23 protein-coding genes and 1 tRNA gene are annotated in these 22915 nt (G+C 53.5%); 9 read left to right on the top strand and 15 right to left on the bottom strand.

Going from position 1 to position 22915, the window contains the following annotated elements:
- Positions 1-24 precede the first annotated feature (24 nt).
- Positions 25-756 carry an SIMPL domain-containing protein gene (locus H575_RS07130; protein ID WP_042700047.1) on the bottom strand — a complete coding sequence of 244 codons (732 nt, stop codon included), beginning with the start codon at positions 754-756 and terminating at the stop codon, positions 25-27.
- A gap of 217 nt (positions 757-973) precedes the next feature.
- On the opposite strand from H575_RS07130, the gene H575_RS07125 reads away from it, so the two are divergent.
- Both H575_RS07125 and H575_RS07120 read left to right on the top strand, forming a co-directional pair.
- Entirely contained in the window at positions 974-3406 is a 2433-nt protein-coding gene (locus tag H575_RS07125; RefSeq protein ID WP_042700044.1) for a CDC48 family AAA ATPase, read from the top strand.
- Positions 3407-3442: 36 nt separating this feature from the next.
- Entirely contained in the window at positions 3443-3862 is a 420-nt protein-coding gene (locus H575_RS07120; RefSeq protein ID WP_143744995.1) for a hypothetical protein, read from the top strand.
- Positions 3863-3940: 78 nt separating this feature from the next.
- Here H575_RS07120 and H575_RS07115 read toward each other — a convergent pair whose 3' ends face one another.
- The 6 genes from H575_RS07115 to pyrG all read right to left on the bottom strand — a co-directional run bounded on the left by H575_RS07115 (position 3941) and on the right by pyrG (position 10519).
- Complete coding sequence (locus tag H575_RS07115) at positions 3941-4576, bottom strand: CDP-alcohol phosphatidyltransferase family protein (protein ID WP_042700038.1); 636 nt, start codon at positions 4574-4576, stop codon at positions 3941-3943.
- A complete protein-coding gene (locus H575_RS07110) occupies positions 4573-5085 on the bottom strand; it encodes an adenylate kinase family protein (RefSeq protein WP_042700037.1) in 513 nt (170 codons plus the stop codon). The genes H575_RS07115 and H575_RS07110 overlap by 4 nt, the downstream gene beginning before the upstream one ends.
- Positions 5082-6140 (bottom strand): pyridoxal phosphate-dependent aminotransferase, encoded by a 1059-nt coding sequence (locus H575_RS07105; protein ID WP_042700034.1) that lies wholly within the window; start codon positions 6138-6140, stop codon positions 5082-5084. Before H575_RS07105 ends, H575_RS07110 begins: the two co-directional genes overlap by 4 nt.
- On the bottom strand, positions 6118-7245 hold the full coding sequence (locus H575_RS07100; RefSeq protein WP_042700031.1) for an aspartate aminotransferase family protein: 1128 nt from the start codon (positions 7243-7245) through the stop codon (positions 6118-6120). The genes H575_RS07105 and H575_RS07100 overlap by 23 nt, the downstream gene beginning before the upstream one ends.
- A gap of 162 nt (positions 7246-7407) precedes the next feature.
- Positions 7408-8934 carry a glutamine-hydrolyzing GMP synthase gene (gene guaA, locus H575_RS07095; RefSeq protein WP_042700028.1) on the bottom strand — a complete coding sequence of 509 codons (1527 nt, stop codon included), beginning with the start codon at positions 8932-8934 and terminating at the stop codon, positions 7408-7410.
- Position 8935: 1 nt separating this feature from the next.
- Entirely contained in the window at positions 8936-10519 is a 1584-nt protein-coding gene (pyrG, locus tag H575_RS07090) for a glutamine hydrolyzing CTP synthase (RefSeq protein ID WP_042700026.1), read from the bottom strand.
- 187 nt (positions 10520-10706) lie between these two features.
- On the opposite strand from pyrG, the gene dcd reads away from it, so the two are divergent.
- The 7 genes from dcd to H575_RS07055 all read left to right on the top strand — a co-directional run bounded on the left by dcd (position 10707) and on the right by H575_RS07055 (position 16486).
- The gene (gene dcd / locus H575_RS07085) at positions 10707-11270 is read left to right on the top strand and encodes a dCTP deaminase (protein WP_042700024.1); all 564 of its coding nucleotides are present in this window, start codon (positions 10707-10709) and stop codon (positions 11268-11270) included.
- Positions 11271-11395: 125 nt separating this feature from the next.
- Positions 11396-12670, top strand: a complete 1275-nt coding sequence (locus tag H575_RS07080; RefSeq protein ID WP_042700021.1) for an O-acetylhomoserine aminocarboxypropyltransferase/cysteine synthase family protein — start codon at positions 11396-11398, stop codon at positions 12668-12670.
- Positions 12671-12678: 8 nt separating this feature from the next.
- A complete protein-coding gene (metX, locus tag H575_RS07075; protein ID WP_042700018.1) occupies positions 12679-14142 on the top strand; it encodes a homoserine O-acetyltransferase MetX in 1464 nt (487 codons plus the stop codon).
- Entirely contained in the window at positions 14139-14615 is a 477-nt protein-coding gene (locus H575_RS07070) for a threonyl-tRNA synthetase editing domain-containing protein (RefSeq protein ID WP_042700015.1), read from the top strand. The genes metX and H575_RS07070 overlap by 4 nt, the downstream gene beginning before the upstream one ends.
- Positions 14616-14997: 382 nt before the next feature.
- A tRNA-Cys gene (locus tag H575_RS07065) sits at positions 14998-15069 on the top strand.
- A gap of 62 nt (positions 15070-15131) precedes the next feature.
- On the top strand, positions 15132-15311 hold the full coding sequence (locus tag H575_RS07060; protein ID WP_042700012.1) for a hypothetical protein: 180 nt from the start codon (positions 15132-15134) through the stop codon (positions 15309-15311).
- The gene (locus H575_RS07055) at positions 15308-16486 is read left to right on the top strand and encodes an aminotransferase class V-fold PLP-dependent enzyme (protein WP_042700009.1); all 1179 of its coding nucleotides are present in this window, start codon (positions 15308-15310) and stop codon (positions 16484-16486) included. Before H575_RS07060 ends, H575_RS07055 begins: the two co-directional genes overlap by 4 nt.
- 71 nt (positions 16487-16557) lie before the next feature.
- Here H575_RS07055 and H575_RS07050 read toward each other — a convergent pair whose 3' ends face one another.
- The 8 genes from H575_RS07050 to mmp3 form a co-directional block, all read right to left on the bottom strand.
- Positions 16558-17157 carry an SLOG cluster 4 domain-containing protein gene (locus H575_RS07050; RefSeq protein WP_042700006.1) on the bottom strand — a complete coding sequence of 200 codons (600 nt, stop codon included), beginning with the start codon at positions 17155-17157 and terminating at the stop codon, positions 16558-16560.
- 94 nt (positions 17158-17251) lie between these two features.
- Positions 17252-17686, bottom strand: coding sequence for a carboxymuconolactone decarboxylase family protein (locus tag H575_RS07045; protein WP_052320009.1), 435 nt, complete (start codon positions 17684-17686; stop codon positions 17252-17254).
- Between the two features lie 3 nt (positions 17687-17689).
- Positions 17690-18628, bottom strand: a complete 939-nt coding sequence (locus H575_RS07040; RefSeq protein WP_042700003.1) for a methanogenesis marker 7 protein — start codon at positions 18626-18628, stop codon at positions 17690-17692.
- Entirely contained in the window at positions 18625-19206 is a 582-nt protein-coding gene (locus tag H575_RS07035) for a methanogenesis marker 17 protein (protein WP_042700001.1), read from the bottom strand. The genes H575_RS07040 and H575_RS07035 overlap by 4 nt, the downstream gene beginning before the upstream one ends.
- Positions 19207-20469 carry a methanogenesis marker 15 protein gene (locus tag H575_RS07030; RefSeq protein ID WP_042699998.1) on the bottom strand — a complete coding sequence of 421 codons (1263 nt, stop codon included), beginning with the start codon at positions 20467-20469 and terminating at the stop codon, positions 19207-19209.
- Positions 20466-20912 (bottom strand): methanogenesis marker 5 protein, encoded by a 447-nt coding sequence (locus H575_RS07025; protein ID WP_042699995.1) that lies wholly within the window; start codon positions 20910-20912, stop codon positions 20466-20468. Before H575_RS07025 ends, H575_RS07030 begins: the two co-directional genes overlap by 4 nt.
- A complete protein-coding gene (locus tag H575_RS07020; protein WP_042699992.1) occupies positions 20912-21373 on the bottom strand; it encodes a methanogenesis marker 6 protein in 462 nt (153 codons plus the stop codon). The genes H575_RS07025 and H575_RS07020 overlap by 1 nt, the downstream gene beginning before the upstream one ends.
- The gene (gene mmp3, locus H575_RS07015) at positions 21370-22914 is read right to left on the bottom strand and encodes a methyl-coenzyme M reductase-associated protein Mmp3 (RefSeq protein WP_042699989.1); all 1545 of its coding nucleotides are present in this window, start codon (positions 22912-22914) and stop codon (positions 21370-21372) included. Before mmp3 ends, H575_RS07020 begins: the two co-directional genes overlap by 4 nt.
- Position 22915: the final 1 nt, after the last annotated feature.

The following is a 22915-nucleotide window of genomic DNA, read 5'->3' as shown; positions in this document are numbered from 1 at the left end:
CGGCAGAGATCATCTCTCTTATTTTTAGTAGGTGTAGACGATCGAAACCGTGGCCGTTGTTTTGATCTCGCCTGATTCGATGGTGGTCGGGACACGGCTGCCTGCGGCATCTTTTGCCATCATGACTTCGGCATTCGAGTAGGAGACCGGCGTGTAGCTCTGACCTACGTTGATGGTCCCGGTTCCCGAGATCTTCAGACCAAGTGCCGAGGAAACGGAATCTGCATCGGCGCGTGCCGACTTAACTGCAGAGATGATCGCAGCGTTTCTTTCGATGATCAGTTTTTCGTCGGAAAGACCGAACTGAAGACTGTTCACGTTGTTTGCTCCGGCTTCGACTGCGGCATCGATGTAAGATCCGGCCTTGTCGACATCATAGGAGATGATTCTGACCGTGTTCGTTACTTTGTAGACGGTGGTTCCATTTGCCCACTTGCCGGGATTATACTCGCCGATGACATAGGAGTAGATGGTGTATCCGGTCGTCTGGATGTTCGCATCTTTGATGCCGGCATTCTTGAGTGCGGCAACAACTTTTGCCATCAGTGCGGCATTTTCACTTTGAGCGATGGCTGCATCAGGGTTCTCGGTCTCGACGCCGAAGCTGATCGTTACTTTGTCAGGCGAGGTGGCAGATGATCCGTATCCGGAGACGAGGATCACTTTGTCGGTCTGGCTGTCTTCAGCTGCCGCAGGGAAAGCGAAGAGAGCAAAGACCGCAAAGAGCAGGAGGATCGCAAGTACATTCTTTTTCATTTGTATCACTACAGTAATGCTCGCTATATTGAGATATACCTATCCAAAACTACGAAAAATATGGTAATTATCACCTGCCTTTCCGCGCGCCGGGTGTTTTTCTGTATTGCACGCCTATAAATAATCTTCTGTTGGCCGGGTTTTGTTTGCCCCCACACATACTTTAAATATTCGATGGATGTTACCTATAGTTATACCACCGTGGAAGTGATAAAAAATGACAGAGAATACAAAAATTTCATTGATCGTACAGGAGGCAGAATACAACGACGTCGGACGCGGATACGCGAAGATAAATAACGACGTCATGGCAAAACTCGGCGTCGAGTCCGGAGACTTCATCAAGATCACCGGAAAACGCATCGGCGCCGCCAAAGTCATGCGTTCTTCTGTATCCGGATCGGGCGGGATCGCGATAGACGGAGACATCCGCAGATCAGCCGGCGCCGGTATCGGAGATACGGTCACGGTTGAAAAGGTCGTTCCAAAGACCGCCGCAAAGATCACGCTCCAGCCCATCTCGCAGAGCATCCGTCTCGACAGCCGGGCGTTGGAACAGACGATCCAGAGCAAATTCGCCGGCCGGCCGATCACGAAAGGCCAGATCATGACCTTCGGGTTCCAGACCAAGTCAGAGGATCCGTTCTTCTCGGGATGGGGCGGATTCTCCAACTACAACACCGAGTATGTCGACTTCGCCGTCTCGGAGGTCTCGCCGGGAGATGTCGCGATCATCGGGTCGGAAACGACCGTCAACTATAAAGAAGGCGTCTACAAAGGCGAGGATGCCCCGAAAGGAAAATCGGCAGGTAACATCCATTACGAGGATATCGGCGGCCTTGGCCGCGAACTCTCGCTCGTTCGCGAGATGATCGAGTACCCGCTCAGGCATCCTGAAGTATTCGAGAAGCTCGGGATCGAACCGCCGAAGGGAGTTCTTCTCTACGGCCCTCCCGGAACCGGTAAAACCCTGATCGCCCGGGCGGTCGCAAATGAAGCGGGAGCCTACTTCGACACGATCTCGGGACCTGAGATCATCTCGAAGTATTACGGTGACTCCGAAGAGAAGCTCCGTGAGATCTTTGAGAAAGCCGAGGAGAACGCGCCGTCGATCATCTTCATCGACGAGATCGACTCGATCGCCCCGAAGCGTGAAGAGTCAAAAGGCGAGGTGGAACGCCGCGTGGTCGCTCAGCTGCTCTCACTGATGGACGGCCTCAAAAGCCGCGGAAAAGTCATCGTGATCGCGGCAACGAACCTCCCCGACTCGATCGATCCGGCGCTTCGCCGCGGAGGACGCTTCGACCGGGAGATCGAGATCGGCGTTCCGGACAAAGACGGCAGGCACGAGATCCTGCAGATCCATGCAAGAAACGTCCCGCTCTCCGAGAACGTCAAACTGGATAAGTACGCAAACACCACGCACGGATTTGTCGGAGCAGACCTTGCCTTGATGGTGAAAGAGGCCGCGATGCATGCCCTGCGCCGGGCGTTTCCCGGCATGAATCCGGACGAAGAGATCAGCGCCGAGAAGCTTGAAAACCTGAAAGTCACCGCCGAGGACTTTGAATCGGCCATGAAGATGGTGCAGCCGAGCGCCATGCGTGAGGTCCTCGTCGAAGTGCCCGATATCCACTGGTCCGATGTCGGCGGTCTTGACTCTGTGAAAGAGGAACTCCAGCAGGCGGTCGAATGGCCGCTCAAATACAGCGAGGTCTACAAACAGTTCGCCACGAAATCACCGAAAGGCTTCCTGATGTTCGGGCCGCCCGGGACCGGAAAAACGCTGCTTGCCAAGGCAGTTGCAAACGAATCGGAATGCAACTTCATCTCGGTCAAAGGGCCGGAGCTGATGTCGAAGTGGGTCGGCGAGTCCGAAAAAGGCATCCGGGAGATCTTTAGAAAAGCGCGGCTCGCATCGCCTTCGATCATCTTCTTCGACGAGATCGACTCGATCGTTCCCCGCAGAGGAAGCTACGAAGGCTCCTCCCACGTGACCGAAAGCGTCGTCAGCCAGTTCCTGACCGAACTCGACGGACTCGAAGAACTGAAAAACGTCGTCGTGATCGGCGCGACCAACCGCCCGGACATGATCGACCCGGCTCTCCTGAGACCGGGACGACTTGAACAGCACATCTTCGTGCCCCCGCCGGACCGGGAAGGACGAAAGCAGATCCTTGATGTCTACATCAAAGACATCAGCGCGATGCTTGCTGAAGATGTGGACCTTGAGGACCTGGTCGAAAAAACCGAAGGGTTTGTCGGCGCCGACATCGAAGCGCTCGTCCGCGAGGCAAAGATGGTCGCGATCCGCGAGTTCGTCAAGGTGATGGCGGGCCACGAGGCAGCGGAGATCACGCTTGCCGTATCCAGCGTGAAGATCTTCGCCAAACACTTCGATGCCGCGTTGAAGCGGGTACGGCCCTCCCTCGACAAGGCGGGAAGACGCAGCGCCGAGAGGAGTTCATGGCAGTACAGATTCAATGAAGAGGAGAGAAAGACCCTCGAAAAGGGCATTTCTCTACTGGAAACCGCAGAATACAAAAACGACGGGCTCACCGAAAAACTCCGTGAGCTTGATGAACTGCTGATGTCTCATCAGAAAGACTTTAGCAGAATCAAAGAGATAATTAACAACGCAGATGCGTGAAGAGAACAACTCTCTTCACCTCGGAGATGAAACAGCATGCCGGAAACACCAGATGATGCATACAGGGAATTAATGGATATCATCCATAAAATATTGATCAGTCATGTTTCTGGAGAAAGCGAGGGAAAACTTCCGCCTGTCGTCGGCGTGAAGTTTGTCCTTTCCGGCGGTAAGATCCATCTGACACCCGATGAGGTCCACAATAAAACGATCCCCATCGAGATGTTTGAGGATAAGGGAACAGTGATCATCCAGACAGAACTCCCCCCGGAGTGTCAGGATGATTTCTTTATCGCCTATCAGGACGGCAAACTTCAGCTCAATGCCGGCGCGAACCGGGAATACTCAGCAGTCATCCCGGTTGCCGGTATCGACCCGTCACAGACCCAGACACATCTGAAAAACGGTGTGCTGGAGATCATCTGTTACAAGAAGCTGGCACAAACCGTTCAGTAAGAAACAGGGAATAATGTATGCGGCCGAAAAATACGGCCGCGGTCTTTTTTATACTGCTCTATTCAGAATAGTCAGGCTCTACTGCCCTTTTCCCGCGTTCAGTTCTTTGAGCGACATCACGAACCGCTGGACCGCGGTGATGTGGCCGAAAAATCCGTATACAACGAGCATCCAGCCAAGAAACGGCAGACCAAACAGGATCGGGGCAGGGTAGATGAACTCGGCAAGACCAAACACCATCAAAAGGACCAGACGGTCGGCGCGGCCGAGGAGACCGCCGTAATTTCGTTTCAGGCCGACAGCCTGCGCCTGGGTCCCGAGATACGAGGAGAGCAGGACCCCGGTGAGGGCAAACAGACCGATCACCCAGGCGGGAACCGGCGCCTGCCAGGTCTGGACCCCGTAGATGATGATACCGGTAACGATGAACAGGTCCGCATACCGGTCGAAGACATGATCCAGATAATCACCGATAGGGCTTGCGAGGCCAATATACCGGGCGAGCGCTCCGTCCAGAACATCCAGAAACGAGTTCAGCACAACAAACAGCACGCCGAAAAACGGCTGTCCGAAAGCGAAAAAGACGCCGGCGATAAACGCACAGATCAGCGAGACCACGCTCCACATATTCGGCGTTACCGGCAGTTTCGAAAACGCACGGGCGATCGGGGTCAGCACCCACTGGATCTTTGGACGAAGTGATTCTAAACTCATATTACATCTGTTATATACTCTGACCAGTCAAGCGATCCAAACGATGCGGGAGATTCCCCCTTCGCAAAAGACAGGATACTCCTGACCACAGATTCACTGTCTGTACTTGTAGTGTCGATCTCATAAATCTGTTCCGATGCAAAGGAATCAACGGTTTCGATCAAAATGACGTCCAAAGCCTCTGCCTCCGCGTTTTCACGGATCTTTTCTTCGGAATAGCCGCGGGGGGCAAGACGTTCCCTGAGAACATCCGGCCGGCATCGAAGGATCACGATCTTATCGCAGGGAAGATAATGGGCGAACGTGCCTTCCACGAACCCTTCGGTGTAGGGAAACGCATCTGCCCACGCATCCACATCCACGACATCCGAACCTGATGCGTCGTCATGTTCCAGAACGAACGGACCGACCGTCGTTTTCAGATCAAGGACGGGATGGCCGAGTTTTCGCAGAAGTTTTGCGGCCGCGGTCTTTCCGCATCCGGGTGTTCCGGTTATCCCGATCATCATAATTTTTTCACCGCAGTAAGGAACCGTTCATTTTCCCAGTCTGCGCCGATACTCACGCGGATGAACGTATCGCCAAGACCCGGGAAACTCGTGCAGGAACGAACGAGAACGCCGTTCTTTGCGAGAAAATCAGCAGATCCATCACCCGATCTTGGTGCCGTGTCGATCAGGATAAAGTTCGCGCCGCTTAAATAGACCGGGAAAGGGATCTCTGTCATGAAGATATCACGCCATTTTCGTACATGGGCGATGAACGATTCACGGTAGGAGGATTCTGAAACGGCGGCTGATGCGGCGGCTTCCGAGACCCGGTTCAGCGTGAACGGGGTCGCGGCGACGGCATAGGGAGCTTCCAGCCATGCAGGAACGAAGGCATAGCCGATCCGAAGACCCGCAAGACCATACACCTTCGACATTGTCCGCCCGATGATGAGGTTGTCATGGGATGAGAGCAGCGGCAGATAATCTGTATCGGAAAACTCGACGTATGCACAGTCCAGGAAAAGAACACCGTCGATTTTGTCAAGGATGTATTCGATGTCTTTGACCGGGGTCACGGTTCCGGTGGGGTTATTCGGCGTGCAGAGGAAGGAGAGCGCTGCGTCCTTCGCTTCATGAAGGAAGGATGCGATATCGACCGTGAAATCAGGATTTCTGGAGACGTTGACAACGCAGGCCGAGGCTGCTTTTGCCGCAAGACCGTACATGGAAAACGTCGGTGTGGAGATGACGACTTTGTCTCCCGGCTCAATAAGGGTCCGGATAACGGTCTCGATGACACCGTCCATACCAAGGCCGGAGGTCACGACCGGCGCATCGCAGATATATTTCCGCAGCGCCGCATGAAACTCGGCGGCTTTTGGATCCGGGTATCTGTTCACGCCGGAAAGTTCGCCTGCAGCTGCCCGGAGGACCTTGTCTGAAGGAGGGGAGGGGTTTTCATTGCTCCCGAGCATGGCAACTTCCAAAAATCCGTACTCCTTTGCGATCTCCGCCGGGGATTTGGCAAAGACGTAGCCTGATTTGATGAACTCAGATCTGACCCGCGGCTTCATTGATCACTCCGACAGCATACCTGATTTCGTCGGCCGAGATCGTCAGCGGCGGAACGATCCGGATATTTCCGTCACCGGCGACATTGATGAGAAGACCCTTTTCCTTACAGAGTTCGGCAAGTTTTGGAGCGGATTCGCCAAGCGTGAACCCGACCATCAGACCCCGGACCCTGGGGTTGAATGCGGAAAGACCCTGCCGGAAGAGTTCGCCTTTTGCGGCGATTCCCGGGAGGAGCTGTTCGATGATGCCGAATGTGGCGTTTCCTGCGGCGCAGGCGATCGGACCGCCGGCAAAGGTGCTGCCGTGTTCGCCTTTGGTGAACTCGAGACCTTCTTTCGCGATGATCGCACCCATCGGGAAGCCGGAAGCGATGCCTTTTGCAATGCTGATGATATCCGGCTGAACGGTCGAGTGCTGGAATGCGAACCATTTGCCGGTCCGTCCCATGCCTGTCTGGACTTCATCGCAGATCATCAAAGCGCCGGCGTCGTCGCAGATATCCCTGATCCCCGGCAGGAAGTCTGCCGGCGGGATGATGACGCCGGTCTCTCCCTGGATAGGTTCAAAGACGACGGCGGCGGTATCTTTATTTACGACCGCTTTGAGGGCCTCAAGGTCGCCGTACTCCGGGAAATCACAGTGGATGCCGAGCGGCTCGAAGGGCTCTCTGATCTGGGGTTTGTGGGTGACGGCGAGGGAACCCACGGTCCGGCCGTGGAAATCATGGTTGAAGGAGACAAAGTTTTTGCGTCCTGAGCGGACTTTGGCAAGTTTGAGCGCCGCATCGATCGCCTCGGCTCCGCTGTTTCCGAAGAAGACTTTTCCCATCCCGCTCGCTTTGCTCAGTTTTTCTGCGAGTTCGGCCTGACCCGGTATGTAGTAAAGATTGGAGCAGTGGATCAGTTCATGTGCCTGGCGGCATATCGCGTCCACTACCTGCGGGTGGCAGTGACCTGTGCTGCAGACCGCGATTCCTGCGACCAGGTCGAGGTATTTGTTTCCGTTATCGTCCCAAACATTGCAGCCTTCACCTTTGACGATCTGCATAGACCGTCCAAAACAGGGCATGTAATATTTTGCGTCAAGTTCTTTGTAGGTGGACATGATTTTTTTTCTCGCTGGATATTTAGATAAGTATTCGTCGTTCTGTGTATTGAAACTGCATGTTGATCGGGGGAAAATACGGCAAATGCAGGGTTTTTTCTGGAGAAAAGCGCCTTGGAACCTGAGGGAGAAGATGGACTGGATGATTAAAAAAAGAAAGGGTTATTCGTATTCGATCGTTGCCGGGGGTTTGCTCGTGATATCGTATAAGACCCGGTTCACGTGCCGCACTTCGTTGATGATCCGGCTCGAGATCTTTTCAAGCAGCGGGAAAGGGATCTGCGCCCAGTCGGCGGTCATGAAATCGGTCGTCGTCACCGCACGCAAAACGATCGCGTAGTCATATGTCCGCTCATCGCCCATCACGCCGACACTGCGCATGTTCGTCAGCGCCGCAAAATACTGATTGATATCGCGGTCGATGCCTGCCTTCGCGACCTCCTCGCGGAAGATCGCGTCCGCATCCCGCACAACATCCAGCTTTTCCTTCGTGATATCGCCGATCACCCGGATGGCAAGACCCGGACCAGGGAACGGCTGACGCCAGACAAGTTTCTCCGGAATGCCGAGTTCGAGACCCGCACGGCGGACCTCATCCTTAAAGAGGACACGCAGCGGCTCGATGATCTCCTTGAAATCCACATTGTCCGGCAGACCGCCGACATTATGATGGCTTTTGATCACCGCGGCCGCGCCGGGTCCCGACTCGATCACGTCAGGATAGATCGTTCCCTGCACAAGGAAATCCACTGTGCCGATCTTTTTTGCTTCTTCTTCAAAGACCCGGATGAACTCCGCGCCGATGATCTTGCGTTTCTGTTCCGGGTCGGAAACGCCGGCAAGTTTTCCGAGGAACCGGTCCTCGGCATTGACGCGGATCAGATTGATGTCGAACTGTTTGCGGAAGATCTCCTCGACCTCATCCCCCTCGTTCTTCCGGAGAAGGCCGTGATCGACGAAGATGCAGGTCAGCTGTTTGCCGACAGCCTTGTGGATCAGGACCGCGGCAACCGACGAATCGACGCCGCCTGAGAGGGCGCACAGAACTTTTTTGCCGCCGATCTTTTCACGCAGCTGGAGGATCATATCCTCGACAAACGAGGACATATGCCAGGTCCCTTTGCATCCGCAGACATCGTAAAGGAAGTTTCTGATCATCGTCATGCCCTCAGGCGTGTGCATGACCTCCGGATGGAACTGAACTGCGTAGATCTTCTTCTCAGGGTTTGCCATCGCGGCGACCGGACATACGGCAGTATGCGCAGTCTTCGCAAATCCGGCCGGGACCTCGCTGATGTAATCCGTGTGGCTCATCCAGCAGGTCGTCTCTCCAGGGACATTTTTGAAGATAGAGGACTCTTCCGTTGAAACTGACGTTCGTCCATACTCGCGGGTCGTCGCGGAAGCAACTTTTCCTCCGAGAAGATAGGCCGTCAGCTGTGCGCCGTAACAGATCCCGAGGATCGGGATGCCGAGATCGAAGATGCCGGCATCAACGGTCGGAGCGTTCTTCGCATACACGCTCGCCGGTCCGCCGGTGAAAATGATTCCCGCATAATTCCCTTCTTTGATCTCAGAAAGAGGGATCGTGCATGGCTTCACTTCGCAGAAAACATGGGCTTCCCTGACCCGCCGGGCAATCAGCTGATTGTACTGGCCGCCGAAATCCAGAACTAAGATCGATTCCATGTTACTCCTTTCTCTGAAGATCGCGGCAGGTTTTTACAAAGCCGATGAACGGTGCGGACGGGCGGGTAGGGCGTGATCTGAACTCCGGGTGGAACTGGGTCGCAACAAAGTACGGGTGATCGGCAAGTTCGAGAGCTTCCATGCGTCTGCCGTTTCTGCCGACAAACTTCATACCTTTCGCTTCGATCTCGTCGATGTACGCCGGGTTGACTTCATATCTGTGCCGGTGACGTTCGATGATCTCGGTCGCGCCGTAGAGATCGGCAAGACGGGACGCCGGGTCAAGAGTGACGGAGTAGTCCCCAAGACGCATCGTTCCGCCAAGATCCTCAACGCCTTCCTGTTCGGGGAGAAGAGCGATCGCGTGAGTTCCCGCGCCCATCTCTTCGCTCGTCGCATCCTTATAGCCGACGACGTTTCTCATGAACTCGATCACGCAGAGCTGGAATCCGAGGCAGAGACCAAGAAGGGGCTTTTTGTGTTCACGGGCATACTGGATCGCGGAGATCATCCCTTCGATGCCGCGGTTTCCAAATCCGCCGGGGATCAGGATACCGTCGAGATCAGCGAGGTCTTCGTTCGTGTAGAGTTCCGCATCGAGCCAGTGGATGACGACCTCGGTCGAGAGAAGACGGCCGGCGTGTTTGAGGGCTTCTTTTATAGAGATATAGACATCCTCAACGCCGTATTTGGTGATGATGCCGACCGTTATGCGGTTCGTATATTCGCGGGCGATCAGCGAATACCAGCTGTTGTCCGCTTTTCCCGGCTCAAGATGGAGCTGTTTCAACAGGACCTCGGCCATTCCCTCTTTTTCGAGTTCCATTGGAACGAGGTAGGTGTCGGGAGCCGTCTGAGCGCTGATGACTGCGTGGACGTCCACATCGCAGAAGGAAGAGATCTTTCGTTTGGTGGAAAGGGAGACAGGAAGGTTGCTTCTCCCGACGATGATGTCGGCTTCAAGGCCGAGTTCGCGAAGAGCTTTGACGGAGTGCTGGGTGGGTTTGGTTTTCAGATCGCCCATCGTATCGGCGGGAAGGAGGGTGACATGGACGAGGGCAAAGTCGCCGTTTCCATACTCCCAGTGCATCTGGCGGACAGCCTCCAGAAACGGCATGCTTTCGATGTCGCCGACGGTCCCGCCGACCTCGACGATACAGATCTCGGCATGGTTCCCGTCTTTGTCGACCCAGGACTCGGCAGCGTGTTTGATCCGGTCCTTGATCTCATCGGTGATGTGGGGGATGATCTGGACAGTAGCGCCGAGATAATCGCCGTGTCGCTCCTTCGAGATGACCGAGGAGTAGATCTTTCCGGTGGTGAGGTTGTGATCACGGGTCAGTTCGATGTCGAGAAAACGCTCGTAGTTTCCAAGATCCAGATCGGCTTCTCCGCCGTCTTTGAGAACAAAAACCTCGCCGTGCTGAGCAGGGTTCATGAGTCCCGCGTCGATATTTAAGTAGGGGTCGATCTTCACGCTGGTGACGTGATACCCTCTGTTGATCAGAATGCGGCCGATGGATGCAGCAGTTATGCCTTTTCCCAGTCCGCTCATTACTCCTCCGGTTACTACTACATATTTCATTTTTTGCCCTTCCTTTTCCGAAATCAAATAATGCTTATCTATTGGTCCTGAAGAGTATTAAGAATACGGGAACGGGGAGAGGGAGACCGGGAGGCGGTATGTGAGTTCACCGACCGGTCACTCTCCTTTCATCTCCATAGAGACGGGACTGAAAGAGTATTTTAGTTTATCCGGCGAATAGTAGTATATGATTCTGGTAGACTGGGAAATTGCAGACCATATCAAACGGGGGTACATCGGCATCGATCCATTCGATCCGGCGCTTGTTCAGCCCAACTCCCTTGATATCCGCCTGGGTAATCATTTTGTCTGGTATGAACCATGCGACGATGTGATCGACCCTTATCAAAAAGAGACGCTTCACACCCATACAAAAGAACGAAAAGGAACCTATTTTGACATTCAGCCCGGACAGTTCGTCCTTGCCGAAACCCTGGAAACGGTGACGCTGCCCGACAACATCGTCTCCTCGATCGAAGGAAAAAGCAGCGTGGCACGCCTCGGCATCGCCCTTCATCAGACCGGCGGCTGGATCGACGCGGGTTTTTCCGGAACCATCACGCTTGAGATGTGCAACTCGAACTGCCGCCCCGTCCGGGTGTATGCAGGAATGCCGATCGGTCAGCTGGTCTTCTACGTGACAAAACGCTGCGAGTGCCCGTACGATAAAAAACCGGATGCAAAATATCAGAACCAGAAAAACGCCACGATCTCACGCTACGATAAAAATATGATGAAAAACGTGGAGTAATCTCTCCTTTTTTTAATCTGAAATTGGGTTCTGCATTCCTTAAAAACACGAAGACAGACCCGCATATATTTACAAGAATCTATATATCATATGCCCTCTAATATGAATTCACAGCGTGAACTATCATGACATCTAAATACCAGAAAGAAACACTCAGCATCCATGCCGGACAAAAACCGGACGAAACGACCGGGGCACGGACAGAACCGATCTACATGACCACTGCGTATGTGTTCAAAGACGCAAAGGAAGCTGCAGGACGATTTGATCTCTCCGTTGAGGGAAATATTTACACTCGGCTCACGAATCCGAACAACACCTCGTTTGAAAAACGCATTGCCGCGATCGAAGGCGGAACTGCCGCAATCAGTACTGCCTCCGGAATGGCAGCGATAAGCACTCTGATCCTTGCGCTCACCAACCTGGGAGACGAGATCGTTTCGGCCGATAATCTGTATGGAGGAACATTCGAGTTATTCAGTCTGACCCTGCCGAACTTTGGGCGAACGGTCAGATTTGTTCCTTCAAATGATCTGACTGCCTTGAAGGCTGCGATCAACGAAAAAACCAGGGCCGTCTACTTTGAATCCATCGGAAACCCGAAACTTGACATCCCCGATTTTGCAGAGATCGCAAAAATCGCCCATGAAGCAGGTGTTCCCTTCGTCGTGGACAACACGGTCGGGATCGGAACGGTCCGTCCTCTCGAGCACGGAGCGGATCTGGTCGTGATGTCGGCAACGAAATATGCCAACGGGCATGGAAACTCCCTGGCGGGCGTGATCGTTGAAAGCGGCACATTCCCCTGGGACAACGGCAAATTCCCCAAGTTCACCGAACCTGATCCGGCGTACAAAGGACTCGTGCACTACAAAGCATTCGGTCCGGGGACCGTATCGACCAGTATTCGTATTTCCCTGATGCGCGACCTCGGTGCCGCTCTCTCGCCGTTCAATGCCTGGCTTACCTCGATCGGTCTTGAAACCCTCTATCTTCGGGTTCCCAGACACGCAGAGAATGCATTGATCGTAGCAAAGCATCTGGCATCTCACGAAAAGGTTGCCTGGGTCAACTATCCCGGTCTTCCCGGACACCCGTCGGAAAAGAACCGCGAAAAATACTTCGGCACATCAGGCGGCCCGCTTCTTACCTTCGGCGTAAAAGGAGGATATGATGCGGCGATCACCGTGCAGAATAATGTACAGCTCATCTCTCTTCTCGCAAACATCGGAGATGCAAAAACACTCATCATCCATCCGGCATCGACGACCCATCAGCAGCTTAGCGAAGAAGAACAGCGTTCAACCGGGGTCACGCCTGATACGATCCGTCTCTCGGTCGGTCTTGAAAATCCGATCGATATCATCGCCGATCTGGACCATGCCCTCTCCCTCATCTAAATACACCCATGTTACAGGATTCACTTGGTGAAGTCACCACACACTATCACACCTTAACCCGCCCGGTGGATCTGGAGAGCGGAGCATCTCTTTCAGATGTGATCATTGCCTATGAACGGTACGGAAGAAAGGATAACAAAAACGTCATTCTTGTCTGTCATGCTCTCACCGGAGATGCACATGCGGCAGGTTTTCATAAAGGCGACACAAAACCCGGATGGTGGAACGGGATCATTGGTCCCGGCAAAGCACTAGACACAAACCGATACTGTGTGATCGCGACCAATGTTCTCGGCGGGTGTAAAGGTTCGACCGGTCCTTCGTCGGAGGATCCGGCCACCGGAAAGCCCTACGGAATCACATTTCCGGGGATCACGATCCGCGACATGGTCCATGCCGAACACCTACTGCTCGAAGAACTGGGCATTACTGAACTCTATGCCGTGATCGGCGGTTCGATGGGCGGAATGCAGGCCATGCAGTGGAGTGTTGAGTTTCCGGCATTCGTCCGCCGTGTTATTTGTATTGCTTCGGCCGGTTACTCGACTCCCATGCACATTGCGTTCGGGGCGGTCGGCAGAGCGGCCATCATGAGCGACCAAAACTGGAACAACGGCAACTATTCTGCCACAAAAAAACCAGACCGCGGCCTCTCCCTTGCAAGAATGATGGCACATATCACCTATCTCTCGGATGAATCCATGCATACGAAATTCGGGAGAAGACTTCAGAAATCAGAGGCCTTTGGATACGGATTCGACACTGAGTTCTCGGTAGAAAGTTATCTTCAGCATCAGGGAGAGATGTTTGTGGAACGCTTCGATCCAAATTCTTATCTCTACATCACCCGGGCCGTTGACTACTATGATCTTACCAAAAACGGCAGTCTGACCGATGGGCTTGCAGGGACAGAGGCAAAGTTTCTGATCATCTCCGTCTCGTCCGACTGGCTGTATCCGCCGTATCTTTCGCAGGAGATCATGCTCGCCCTCTCAGCAAACGGTAAAGAAGCCAGGTATGCGGAGATCGTTTCCCCCCACGGGCATGACGGCTTCCTTCTGGAAAATGCCCAGCTGAACTATATGGTCGGTCAATTTCTGACCCCGGTCACCGTAGAGGATCTGATGATGCATGATCCGCCGTCTATTCGGGAAACCTCCTCGATCCGCGAGGCAGCTGAATTGATGATCGGGCACGAGATCAATCATCTGCCGGTGGTTTTAGAGGATGGGACACTCTCTGGTATCGTAACGTCGTGGGATATCGCGAAGTCGGTCGCCGGCAATTTCCAAAACCTTGCCGAAATCATGACAAAAGACGTGATCTCTATTCAGCGCTCGGACTCACTCCGGTTAGCAGCTTCGCTGATGGAAAAACATGCGATATCCGCTCTCCCGGTCATTGATGATGCCGGCCGTGTTCTCGGGATGCTGACCAGCGAAACACTCTCTCTTTCCGAGGTGCTCCAATGAAAATTCTTGGGATCCATACGGACCGTGTATGGTATAAAGTCACCAAAAAAACAAAGATCGCCGAGCCGGATCCAGTAAGGGAGGACGAGATGGAGAACTGTGTTCTTCTGTTTGCGAGCGTGGAAAAGTCGGATGAACTCTCACCCGAACTGACGGTAACGTCAACGGTGGAAAGTATCAAACTGCGTCTTTCCCGCCTTGGGGCAACACGCGTGATGCTTTTTCCCTATGCCCATCTTGCCTGCGATCTCGGGTGTCCGGGTGTTTCCCAGTGGATCTTGAAAACGATCCAGAGCAGACTCATTGAAGAGGGTATCGAGACTAAACGGGCGGCATTCGGGTGGTATAAGGAGTTTGAAATAAAAAGCAAAGGGCATCCTATGGCCGATTTTTCGATGACGATCTGCCCGTATGCCGGCGGGGAATGCGAGAGCAGCAGTAAATGCTGCCAGAGTGAAGTGAAGAACGACTGATAAATGTAACTATTCACCCTCCCTGATCTCTCAAAATTTATGTGCCTGGATCCAATTTGTTTCGACTTTTTCCTATATCTTTTTTTAAGATCCCTTTTTTCTTTCAGGCCGCACTCTCCCTCTATTGAAACCCTGCATGCAATTAATTGAAAATCAAAAATCAAAAATGAAACATCGTTCGTCTTGAGGGCTGTATTGCTGAATTGGAATCCCGCAGGGATCTCACCTGCTGCAGATATATTTTATCATGCGTGCAGCCCTAAAATCGACCGAAAACCGCTGAAACTTCTTTCATCATCCGCAAATCCACGAAACTATTAAATACAAAAACCACATATGTATTATTCACACTGTGAACATCACAATGTGAATCAAAAACCGTGCCAGGTTGGCGGAGTGGTAACGCGACTGCCTGCAGAGCAGTTCTACGCCTGTTCAATTCAGGCACCTGGCTTTTCCATTCTGGAAAAAACCGCATGGTATCTGTGCGGAGAAAATGCAGATACTCTCTAAAAAATGTCACAAAAAGCGATAGATGCAGTATTCACCGGTCTCTTTAATCTGACCGACATACGTGTCACCCTGCGGGAGACCTCACCTTTGCATCATCTCACCGATGAACAGAAGGAACGCACGAAAAAAACCGTCGAAAACATCAGAAAACAACTTGAGATCCTCGAGGGTGAGCTTCTATGAAATGCGCCGGGCAGATAGAGACACGTGCTGTTGAAGAATCCTCGATCAATCTTGATCCGATCCAGGCAGCCGGCAGACTCACCCCGGAGGCGATGAAAGCCGTCATCGCGTGGGGAGACGGATACTCAGTCTGTGACAACTGTCATAAACCCTTCCGCCTGGACTATGTAACTAAACCGCCGATCGCGGACTTCCACACCGAAGCAGCCGCATGGCTCGGCATGGACCAGATCCAGCTCGTTCCGGGAGCACGGCGGGCATTCCAGGAAGTGACCGGAGCACTCGTCGGAAAAGGCGAACCGGTCATCATGACCGGGATGGGGCATTACACTGCGTATTTATCCGTAGAGGTCGTGAACGGCGTCGTCCGGGAAATCAAACCGACCCCCGATCACCACATCACCGCCGACGCAGCTGCGGAATCGATCGAAAACGCCATACGCGAATTCGGATATGCCCCTAAACTGGTATTTGTCGATGCGGTCGATTTTATGTATGGAAACATGCATGAAGTCGAAAACATTGCAAAAGTTGCTCACCAGTATGATATCCCGATCCTCTACAACGGAGTTTACACCGTCGGGGTCCTGCCGGTAAACGGCAAAAAACTCGGCGTCGATTTCGTCGTCGGATCCGGGCATAAAAGTATGGCAGCACCCGCCCCGTCCGGCATTCTCGCGACCACCGACGAGTATGCAGATATCGTTCTTCGCACAACCAAGATCCAGGGAGATGTCACCGGCAGAAAATTCGGCATCAAGCAGGTCGGGATCCTCGGTTGTTCGCTCATGGGCGACCCGGCAGTTGGTCTGATCGCCTCATTCCCGCGGGTGAAAGAGCGGGTCAACCACTTCGACGAGGAACTGAAAAACCACAAGATCGTTACCGACGCCTTGCTTTCCATCGAAGGAACAAAAGTTGCCTCGGAATATCCGAGAAAACACACCCTTACCCGAATGGACACAGCGGGATCATTCGACGTAGTCGCACAAACCCATAAAAAACGCGGCTTCTTCCTCTCGAGTGCCTTAAACAAACGGGGGATCACCGGCATCATGCCGGGTGTCACCAAACAGTGGAAGTTCAACACCTATGGACTGACCACCGCACAGGCAGAATATCTCGCAGATTCGTTCATCGAGATCGCCGAAGAAAATAATATGGTCGTGGGGTAACCCCCCTTTTTTCTCTCAAAAATTTAGTATCGGCACCAGGATAAAAGAGATTAGGGGTGAATAGTTACACGTTAATTCCGCTTTCCCGCAAGAAGCGGGCGGCGCGTATACTTCGAGAGCCGCTCTGCAAGAATTCTGATGACGTCATCAGCCGTGTCGACGCCAAACACGCAGTCGTCGGGGATGTCCGGATACCGCGGTTTGTCGTCGATCTTTTTATCAGCCACGACAGCTCCCCAGTCGGAGAACACGCCGTCTCTTTTCACCACATCCGGAACACGGTATGCCATGATCAGACGGTGCATCACCCAGGCATAGGAAAGTTCGGAGAGCGTCCCCGACCCCCCGCCTACCGCGACGACCGCGTCCGTATTTGCCACGATGAAGTTTCGCGCATGATCCAGTCCGGTCGCGATAACGATATCCGTATACGGGTTTGCCTGGGCCGGATCATTTCCAGGAAGGACCGCGATCACGTCCCCTTCACGGTATAAAGGAGAGGCATGAGCTCCGCGGGATACAGCTTCCATCACCCCGCCGAGCCCTCCCGAAAGCACCCGGTATCCGTTTGAAACAAGCGCATTCCCAAGCGAAAACGCAAACTCTTCTTTCGCAGATCCGGGTCGTATCGCTGCGTCGCCGATAACAGAAATAACCGGTCTCCTTGACATACCTAATCATGCGCTGTCCGGTAAGAAGAATATTCTCTCCAAAAAAATCCGTTGCATGAAGCCGAAAAAAGGGTTGGAAGTCTGCCGGATCGCTCTATTTCATAGCGCAGGTCCCGACGCACGGCTCCTTTTCAGGGACGACCAGACGATAGGCATTTGCAAGGACCGACGAGTTTGCAAGAAGACCGGCGACCAAAACCGCTTCCAGGATCTCTTCGTTTGTGATCCCCATCTTCTTTGCGACCTGCATATGATACGTAGTACAGTGATCACACCGTAACGCTGCTCCTACTGCAAGGCTGATCAGCTCCACAGTTTTCGGCGGCAGTGCTCCTGCCTGGGTCACCGCATTTTTGTATAAAAGATGCGAAATGAGGGCCTCCGGACAGGCCTCCAGTTTTTGGTAGATCAGAGGAGATGTTCCGTACTCCGCTTCGATCCTTCCCAGCCACTCGGCGGCTGTCTGTTTCGCGCCGTTCTTTTGTACTTCCGCGATCGCCTCTTCAAAATTCATGTCGATTTCTACCATGATTCATACCACTATGTTTGTTTCCGAAAGCGGCTTTATGCGGATCAGAATATAATCCCGCATGCGTGAAGGCAGAACGTCTGCCACATCGCCGACTTTTACTTCATCCTCGATCACGAGATCACGGACCTTTTGCGCATACGTCGGGTAGGACAACTTAACCCGCAGGCCGTTGAGCTGGACTGCGATCGGGGACGGGGAGTAGACCTCCTCGATCTCGGGAAGTTCCTGTTTGATGAGCGCCTGAAGCCGCGCCGGCGAGACCGAAAGAGGATCGTTTGCTATCTCCTGACGGCGCGCCTCGATCACTTTTTTCACTTCATCGATCACCATATCGAGCCGGTGGATGTCCGCTTCGGTCTGGGTCCGGTGCATGAACCGCCCAAGGCCGCCGACGTATCCGGCAACCGGCGGATCGGTCTGCTTAACGAGGACCTCACGGTCGGGCCCCCCCGTCAGAATGACCGGGACTGTGAGCCCGTATCTGAATTTGGGGAATTTCTTCTCGATACAGGAGGCAAAGTTTCCCAAAACGAAGATCGCCAGATCATGTTCATTGATCAGATCCCGTTCCTCGTCATTCATCTGCGCGATGCGTTTGCCAAACCCGCGTGCCATGCCAAGCATGTTCGACTTCGAGCCGTGGCTTCGCAGATACTCGGCCACGTCGCATGCCGAGTGAGGAAGGTGATGGATCTCCAGACTTGGGATCACCACCGCGATCTCGGTCCCTACAAGCGGAGATTCGATAACCTCTCCGCCGAGGGGGCGGGAAAACGTGATCAGATGCCTGATGTCCTCTTTGGGCATCAGGACCTGAAGAACGACCTCGCTTGCAATATTATGCCGCTGAACGATATACCCGCCGAGATCCTCGATGTAGTCGATGATCTCGTCAAGACGGTACACGCCTCCCTTATACGTAACAGGAACAAGGATCATTTCAGGGCCTCCTCCATTCGTGCGAACCGGTCCGCGATGATCTTCTCGACATCGGCCGCCGGCAGAGTGTTTTCGCTCGCGGCATAAGAGAACCTGTTTTTGCCGTAGTTCTCACGCCTGACCTTGAACCCTTCGGGGGCGATCACCTGGATCGCATAGATGAGATCTTTAAATAGTGACTCGGCCGGATCGACAACCACCCAGTCCCGGATATCCTTTGGGATCTGCGTATTTTTGATGATGACGGTGAACCGGTCCGGTTGATCGACATTGTCATGACCGAGTTTCTGCCACAATATCTTCAGCATGGCAGCAAGATAGGTCTCATCTCCTACGGCGATCGTCGCCTGTCCGTCCTGAAGCAGTACATTGCCTACATCCGAGATCTTTATTACAGAACGCGGGGGGCGGATGAAACCTGCAGCTACAAAAAGGGGATACTGCGGATCGATGTAGATATGCAGACCTTCCACGATACCCAGAAGGTTGTGATCCTGCAGTACAGTAGTAGCGACCTTGATGTAGTTGTCCGATCCGTCTTCGGTGCATTCGACCTCGAAGTAGTCCAAACCTGCCATTTACGCCTCCTTCACCTTTTTATCGACAAAACCGGAGGAGATCAGTGCGCCGCCGACTGCCCCGATATACTGGGAATGAGGAGGGACAACGACCTCTGTTTTGAGCATCCTTCCCATGGCGCGGACAAGTCCCTGGATAAGTGATGATCCGCCGACCATGATGACCGGCTCTTTGACATCGACTTCCTGGAGCTGCTGTTCGTACACCTGCTGGGCAACGCTGTGGCATGCCGCGGCGGCAACATCTGCGGGTTTATAGCCTGCAGCGAGAGCATTGACCAGGGACTGTGTTCCAAAGACGATACAGTAACTGTTCATCGGCACATTTTCCCCGCCTTCACTTTCCATCGAGAGAGCGCCAAGCTCGGTGATATCGATACCGAGACGTTTTGCCGTCATCTCAAGGAACCGTCCGGACGCTCCGGCGCAAATACCTCCCATCGTGAATGACCCGGGCATCCCGTCGTTTACGCTGATAGCTTTATTGTCCATACCGCCGATATCGATGACGGTCGCAAATCCTTTCTGGGCGTTTGCAAGGTAGACCGCTCCTTTTGAGTTGACGGTGAGTTCTTCCTGAATGAGATCAGCTTTGATATGTTTCCCGACAAGGAACCTTCCGTATCCGGTCGTTCCGACAGCTTCTATATCGGAGATCTTGAGTCCTGACTCTTCAAGTGCGAGAGCGATGACCTCGTCAGAGCTTTTCAGAACATCGGTCGTCGGTCTCCACCCGGTCCCGATGATCTCGTTATCCTGCATGATGATGCATTTCGTTGTCGAAGATCCGGAGTCCACACCCATCGTGGTCCCGACCTGGACCTCGCGGGCCATCAACGCACGGCGTTTTGCGATGGTCGAAAGAGCTTCGAGTCTGGTGAGAAGGGTCGAAGCGCCGGTCCGCTCGTTGAATGAGTAGGAAACGACCGGGATCTTGGAGTTCTCGACGATATATCTGCGGAGTTCGTTTCGAACGATCGCCGCCTCGGCGCAGCGGAAACAGCTTGCAATGAAGATGCCGTCAGCCTCGATCCTCCCCTCCACGATTGCCTGGGCGCGTGCGATGGCAAGTTTCAGATCCGGACTTTTCACCGGAAGACCGAAGTCCTTGTAGGCGCGTTTTACATCCTTTAAGGCCACATCCGGGTAAAACATCTTTGCTCCGACGGTCTCTGCCGCGGACGTGATCTCGTTTTGGATACCGCTGTATTCTGCTCCGCAGGTGATCTGGGCGATCCGCACCGGCTGATCTTTTGCGCTCATTGTTTCACCTCCAGATCTTTGAGGAACTGTTTGATCTTTGCGACAAATGTCACGCCCTCTTCTTTCGAAGCCGGGTAGCGCAGTTCGAGTTTCGGCATCTCTTTTTCCCGAAGCATGAAGACAAGAAGTTCATTTGTCCGTGCGCAGCCCATACAGCCGAATGCCAGCTCCGGTTCATCGATGATGACTGCCGCTTCGGCCTCTTCCACAAGCGGGCCGTAAAGCGCCATGCGCCCTCTGATCCCGGACGGGACCTCAACAGCAGCCCATTTCAGACCTTTCTGAGGATCTTCGGCGGTCATCTGGATCGGCGGCGAATCAAAACCCGGTGTCTGGACATGTTCGCGGATCGAAAGAGCCGATCCGAGCGGTTCGTGACCGAACCTCTCTACAAGGTCGGATAAGATGAGGCTGGTTGCCGGATAGATGAATACTTTTGCCATTATTTTTCCTCCGAAAAAAGTTGTTCGAGGATATCTGCATCAAGAGGTTCTTCAAGCGGCAGAGCGACCCCTGCAGCTTTTTTCAATGATGCCTTTGTCAGTTCCTGGGTCTCTTTCAGTCCATGCGAAATATACCGGATAAAACTCATTTCATATTCGTGCCCAAGATACCCGGGCCTTGCGCCGCCGAGATCGGCTCTGCAGCGCCGGGAATCTCCGGGGGGGAAACCCCGGTCTTTTATGAAGATCCGGTAGGGATCGAGAGTACGCAGGTGATCGATGATACGGGAAACATCCTCCGGCGTACCGGTGATCTGGCAGCCAAAACAGGTCTCTTTGATCATCACGCCCTGAGCTATCTCATAGGCGGCCGTTGCGATATCCTGAGGGGTCGTGTTTGGCGAGTCCACGAACACATACTTGGTCACGGTCCCGACATACTCCGGGACGTACGGTTTCATTCCCTGACCTCCCGGATATAGATGGTCCCGCCCTCTTTCATCAAAGAAAGTTTGTCCATATCGATCACGGTCCCGATCACGTTCGTTCCCTCAAAGGGCTCTCCTGTCGGTCCGTACTCCTTGTTTTCCACCACACGCACACCCACCATCCCGACTGCATGCCGCGAGTCGTTCGTCAATGCAAGAGTATTGGTCCTGACCGGTTTTTTCGGCGTGTTCTCCGGGATGATGTTTGTCCCGGTCGAGAACGGAGGCTTGAAAAGGTACATCTCATTCTCCAGATTGTAAATAAACGGCATGGTCCCGACCGCATACCGTTTCAGGCCGGTGACCCGGCGGAACAGATCGACCGAGCGGGGAGCCTTTTTATAATCCAGCGAGATGTCGATGACATTGTCCAGACCCATGGTGAAGAGCGAGACTTTTCCCTCTTTCAGGACCTCAAGCGTCGTCTCCGGTTTCTGATCGATGACGACTCTTCCGGTCAGATCACGGTTGTCGGCCATCACTTTGAGACCGCGTTTTTTCGCAAGATCCACCGCTTGTCCGAGAGGAAGACCCCGCAGATCAAGCAGCTCGGGGACAGATCTCACCGAAAGGGTCGTTTTATCGGTTGAAAATTTGGCAAGCTCTATCCCTCTGGTAACTGACCCGGTCCGGGTATGATGCTGATTGCTTGGCACATCCCGGGTGTAGATATAGAGAGCGCCTGAGCCTTTTCCTGCCGTTCTCACCGTTACGGTTCCTTCACGTCTGGATTTCTGGCGTTCCTGCGCAGCGTAGAGTCTTCCTTCGGTGTGATCCCGGATAAAGGTGGACGCAGTCTGATCGACCCGGAATCTGCTCTCACGCAGGCAAAACAGCATATGTTCAACCGATTCGGTACAGGCGCAGTCGATCTCTGCATGATTCTCCTGATACCCTTCCGCGGTGATGACCAGCTCGGAAAAGATCTGCACCCCGTCTTTCACTTCAGCCGAAAGATCAGCTGTCACTTTTGCATTGGTCGAGTCGGTACTGGAAAATACCTCCTCGATACGGGTGATCGTGTCGCCGTTTCTCCAGCGGTTCAGGATCCCCAGACCATAGATGACTTTTCCCAAAACGGCTCCGCCTTTGGCTGCCCCGTGATCCGCCACATGTTCCCTGCGGGAAAAGGTGAGATAGGCATTTTTGGGATCATAGCCGCCTGAACCCAGACAGACCAGTCCGCGGTCATACCGGTACGGTGTTTTGTCAGGAACGAACTCCTGAGGGAAGGGACCAAACGAGACGGCATTTTTATCCTCGAAATGTACCCGCAGATTTTCTTTCACTTCACCGGTCGGCAGAGGAAAAGCGGTTTTCTTTGCAAGTTCGATCACGATATCTCCGGCAGAGGTGGTCAGACGGAGATGGGATGTTTTCGCCCGGGAAACGCTGCCGGGCATAAGAAGGATAACAGAGGTCCCCTCCGGCTGGTTTGGAAGGAGATCTTTGAGGGTTGTTGTTTCCGGAACGGTTTTTTGTTCACCGTTCAGGAAGATCCGGACATCGGTCATG

Origin of the sequence: Methanocorpusculum bavaricum DSM 4179, assembly GCF_000430905.1 — an archaeon.
GTDB classification, from domain to species: domain Archaea; phylum Halobacteriota; class Methanomicrobia; order Methanomicrobiales; family Methanocorpusculaceae; genus Methanocorpusculum; species Methanocorpusculum parvum.
Note: the sequence above shows the minus strand (reverse complement) of the source record. Positions and strands in the feature narration are given on the sequence as shown.

Coding starts and splice junctions, on each gene's coding strand:
- H575_RS07130 (WP_042700047.1), bottom strand. CDS start 756: ATGAAAAAGAATGTACTTGCGATCCTCCTGCTCTTTGCGGTCTTTGCT.
- H575_RS07125 (WP_042700044.1), top strand. CDS start 974: ATGACAGAGAATACAAAAATTTCATTGATCGTACAGGAGGCAGAATAC.
- H575_RS07120 (WP_143744995.1), top strand. CDS start 3,443: ATGCCGGAAACACCAGATGATGCATACAGGGAATTAATGGATATCATC.
- H575_RS07115 (WP_042700038.1), bottom strand. CDS start 4,576: ATGAGTTTAGAATCACTTCGTCCAAAGATCCAGTGGGTGCTGACCCCG.
- H575_RS07110 (WP_042700037.1), bottom strand. CDS start 5,085: ATGATGATCGGGATAACCGGAACACCCGGATGCGGAAAGACCGCGGCC.
- H575_RS07105 (WP_042700034.1), bottom strand. CDS start 6,140: ATGAAGCCGCGGGTCAGATCTGAGTTCATCAAATCAGGCTACGTCTTT.
- H575_RS07100 (WP_042700031.1), bottom strand. CDS start 7,245: ATGTCCACCTACAAAGAACTTGACGCAAAATATTACATGCCCTGTTTT.
- guaA (WP_042700028.1), bottom strand. CDS start 8,934: ATGGAATCGATCTTAGTTCTGGATTTCGGCGGCCAGTACAATCAGCTG.
- pyrG (WP_042700026.1), bottom strand. CDS start 10,519: ATGAAATATGTAGTAGTAACCGGAGGAGTAATGAGCGGACTGGGAAAA.
- dcd (WP_042700024.1), top strand. CDS start 10,707: ATGATTCTGGTAGACTGGGAAATTGCAGACCATATCAAACGGGGGTAC.
- H575_RS07080 (WP_042700021.1), top strand. CDS start 11,396: ATGACATCTAAATACCAGAAAGAAACACTCAGCATCCATGCCGGACAA.
- metX (WP_042700018.1), top strand. CDS start 12,679: ATGTTACAGGATTCACTTGGTGAAGTCACCACACACTATCACACCTTA.
- H575_RS07070 (WP_042700015.1), top strand. CDS start 14,139: ATGAAAATTCTTGGGATCCATACGGACCGTGTATGGTATAAAGTCACC.
- H575_RS07060 (WP_042700012.1), top strand. CDS start 15,132: ATGTCACAAAAAGCGATAGATGCAGTATTCACCGGTCTCTTTAATCTG.
- H575_RS07055 (WP_042700009.1), top strand. CDS start 15,308: ATGAAATGCGCCGGGCAGATAGAGACACGTGCTGTTGAAGAATCCTCG.
- H575_RS07050 (WP_042700006.1), bottom strand. CDS start 17,157: ATGTCAAGGAGACCGGTTATTTCTGTTATCGGCGACGCAGCGATACGA.
- H575_RS07045 (WP_052320009.1), bottom strand. CDS start 17,686: ATGGTAGAAATCGACATGAATTTTGAAGAGGCGATCGCGGAAGTACAA.
- H575_RS07040 (WP_042700003.1), bottom strand. CDS start 18,628: ATGATCCTTGTTCCTGTTACGTATAAGGGAGGCGTGTACCGTCTTGAC.
- H575_RS07035 (WP_042700001.1), bottom strand. CDS start 19,206: ATGGCAGGTTTGGACTACTTCGAGGTCGAATGCACCGAAGACGGATCG.
- H575_RS07030 (WP_042699998.1), bottom strand. CDS start 20,469: ATGAGCGCAAAAGATCAGCCGGTGCGGATCGCCCAGATCACCTGCGGA.
- H575_RS07025 (WP_042699995.1), bottom strand. CDS start 20,912: ATGGCAAAAGTATTCATCTATCCGGCAACCAGCCTCATCTTATCCGAC.
- H575_RS07020 (WP_042699992.1), bottom strand. CDS start 21,373: ATGAAACCGTACGTCCCGGAGTATGTCGGGACCGTGACCAAGTATGTG.
- mmp3 (WP_042699989.1), bottom strand. CDS start 22,914: ATGACCGATGTCCGGATCTTCCTGAACGGTGAACAAAAAACCGTTCCG.